This is a genomic window from Polaromonas sp., from assembly GCF_030682935.1.
Classification (GTDB): domain Bacteria; phylum Pseudomonadota; class Gammaproteobacteria; order Burkholderiales; family Burkholderiaceae_C; genus Polaromonas.
Genome location: NZ_JAUXNA010000017.1, coordinates 1 through 3236, shown reverse-complemented (window position 1 = coordinate 3236; position 3236 = coordinate 1). Strand labels below are relative to the sequence as shown.

The 3236-nt window shown below is 59.8% G+C and carries 2 protein-coding genes; both read right to left on the bottom strand.

Features of this window, described 5'->3' with window-relative positions:
• The coding region (carB, locus tag Q8K05_RS00670) for a carbamoyl-phosphate synthase large subunit (RefSeq protein WP_305244629.1) at positions 1-1737 on the bottom strand (1737 nt) is incomplete at its 3' end.
• Positions 1730-2911 carry a glutamine-hydrolyzing carbamoyl-phosphate synthase small subunit gene (gene carA / locus Q8K05_RS00665; RefSeq protein ID WP_305244628.1) on the bottom strand — a complete coding sequence of 394 codons (1182 nt, stop codon included), beginning with the start codon at positions 2909-2911 and terminating at the stop codon, positions 1730-1732. The genes carA and carB, both read right to left, overlap by 8 nt.
• Positions 2912-3236: the final 325 nt, after the last annotated feature.

The following is a 3236-nucleotide window of genomic DNA, read 5'->3' as shown; positions in this document are numbered from 1 at the left end:
GCAGCAATAGTCAAACTCGATGCCCTGCCCGATGCGGTTGGGCCCGCCGCCCAGCACCATGATTTTTTTCTTGTCGGTAGGCTGCGCCTCGCATTCGCTGCCCTCGGCCTCGTAGGTCGAGTACAGGTAGGCGGTGTTGGTTTCAAACTCGGCGGCGCAGGTATCCACGCGCTTGTAAACCGGGCGCACGCCCAGCGCAATGCGCTTTTCGCGGATCGCGGTGTCGGTGGTCTTGAGCTGCCTTGCCAGACGGCGGTCGGAAAAGCCTTTTTGCTTCAGCGCGCGCAGCGTGACGGCGTCAATCTTGTCGAGCGATGTGGTTTCCAGTTCGAGCTCGATCTTGACGATCTGCTCGATCTGCACCAGAAACCAGCGGTCTATTTTCGTCAGTTCAAACACTTCATCGACGCTCAGCCCCATGGCAAAGGCATCGCCTACGTACCAGATGCGGTCAGGACCCGGCGCACCGAGTTCCTTTTCCAGCACTTCGCGGTCCTGGGTTTTTTCGTTCATGCCATCGACGCCGACTTCCAGGCCGCGCAGGGCTTTCTGGAACGATTCCTGGAAGGTCCGGCCCATGGCCATGACTTCGCCAACCGACTTCATCTGGGTCGTCAGGCGCGAATCGGCGGTCGGAAATTTTTCAAACGCAAAACGCGGAATCTTGGTGACCACATAGTCAATGCTGGGCTCGAAGCTGGCCGGCGTGGCGCCGCCGGTGATCTCGTTGCGCAGCTCATCAAGCGTAAAGCCCACCGCCAGCTTGGCCGCGACCTTGGCGATCGGGAAACCGGTGGCCTTGGAGGCCAGCGCCGAGGAGCGCGACACCCGCGGATTCATCTCGATCACCACCATGCGGCCGTCGGCCGGATTGATGGAGAACTGCACGTTGGAGCCGCCGGTGTCCACGCCGATTTCGCGCAGCACGGCCAGCGACGCATTGCGCAGGATCTGGTATTCCTTGTCGGAGAGCGTCTGGGCCGGCGCCACGGTGATCGAGTCGCCAGTGTGAACGCCCATCGGGTCCAGGTTTTCAATCGAGCAGACGATGATGCAGTTGTCGGCGGTGTCGCGCACCACTTCCATCTCGTACTCTTTCCAGCCGAGCAGCGATTCTTCAATCAAGAGCTCGTTGGTCGGCGAGGCTTCCAGGCCGCGCTTGCAGATCTCTTCAAACTCTTCCGGGTTGTAGGCGATGCCGCCGCCGGTGCCGCCCAGCGTGAAGCTGGGGCGAATCACGGTGGGGAAACCCAGGGTTTTCTGCACGCCCCAGGCTTCTTCCATGCTGTGCGCAATGCCCGAACGGGCCGAACCGAGACCGATTTTGGTCATCGCGTCCTTGAACTTCAGCCGGTCTTCAGCCTTGTCAATCGCTTCGGGCTTGGCGCCGATCAGCTCGACCTGGTACTTCTCGAGCACGCCGTTGCGCCACAGATCCAGTGCGCAATTGAGCGCGGTCTGGCCGCCCATGGTCGGCAAAATGGCATCAGGCCTTTCCTTGGCGATGATTTTCTCCACCGTCTGCCAGGTGATGGGCTCGATATAGGTGACGTCGGCCGTTGCCGGGTCGGTCATGATCGTGGCGGGGTTGCTGTTGATCAGGATGACCTTGTAGCCCTCTTCACGCAGCGCCTTGCAGGCCTGCACGCCGGAATAGTCAAACTCGCAGGCCTGGCCGATGATGATCGGGCCGGCGCCAATGATAAGAACCGATTTGATGTCTGTGCGCTTAGGCATTTTTCTTCTCCAGAGCCTGTTCCATCAGCACCGCGAAGCGATCGAACAAATATGAAATATCGTGGGGACCTGGCGACGCTTCAGGATGACCCTGGAAGCAGAACGCGGGCTTGTCGGTACGGGCCAGGCCCTGCAGCGTGCCGTCAAACAGGCTGATGTGCGTCGGCCGCAGGTTGGCCGGCAGGCTTTTCTCATCCACCGCAAAACCGTGGTTCTGGCTGGTGATGCTGACCCGGCCGGTGTCAAGGTCCTTGACCGGATGGTTGGCGCCGTGATGGCCGAACTTCATCTTGAAGGTTTTGGCCCCACCGGCCAGCGCCATGATCTGGTGGCCCAGGCAGATGCCAAAGGTCGGAATACCGGTTTCGATCAGCTCGCGAACCGCCTCGATGGCATAGTCGCAAGCCTGCGGATCACCCGGACCGTTGGCCAGGAAAATGCCGTCGGGCTTCAGCTTGAGCACGTCGGCAGCCGAGGTTTGCGCCGGCACCACCGTGATGCGCGCGCCGCGCTCGGCGATCATGCGCAGGATGTTCTTCTTCACGCCGAAGTCAAACGCCACGACATGGAATTTAGGCGTGATCTGTTCGCCGTAGCCCGAGCCAAGCTTCCACTCGGTCTGCGTCCATGCGTAAGCCTGTTTCACCGACACGACTTTGGCCAGATCCAGCCCGTCCATGCTGGGCGCTTGTTGGGCGGCGGCCACGGCCTTGTCGATGGCAGACTGGCTCACGGCCTCGTCAGGAGCCAGCGCCAGAATGCAGCCATTCTGGGCGCCGTGCATACGCAAGTGACGCGTCAGGTGACGGGTATCAATCCCGGCAATTGCCACGGTGTTTTCCTTGACCAGGTATTCCGACAAGGTCATGGTCATGCGAAAGTTCGAGGCCAGCAGGGGCAGATCCTTGATGATCAGGCCGGCTGCATGGACTTTATCCGCTTCGACGTCTTCGGCATTGACGCCGTAGTTACCGATATGCGGATACGTGAGGGTGACGATCTGCTGGCAATAGCTGGGATCCGTGAGGATTTCCTGGTAGCCGGTCATGGCGGTGTTGAACACCACCTCGCCGATCGTGGAGCCCGCAGCTCCAATCGAATTGCCAATAAAGACCGTGCCGTCTGCGAGCGCCAGTATGGCGTGAGGGGTGTTTCCCTGTAGAGACAAAAGCACTGGGTTCTCCGGTTTGGTTACGGTTCGCCCAAGCGCGCCCAAGAAACGTCTCGGTAAAGACTGTTGCAGGCTGCTTTTGTGAGGGTGTTGGCTTTTTGTGCGCTCGGGCGAAGCTGTTGTGTTTTGAAAAGCTACTGATTATAACTTGCCCCACGCTCGCTCGGTTTGCTTCTTAAGCTGCTTATCTCCCTCGCTGTTCAAGCGGGGAATCTTCATCAGCAAGGTGATGGACAAATGGGCTACGAACGTGATGTAGAACTCGACTTCAGCTGGCCGTCAAACCCACCGACGACGCGATGCTGGAGAGCCTCAATGGCCGGCTGCG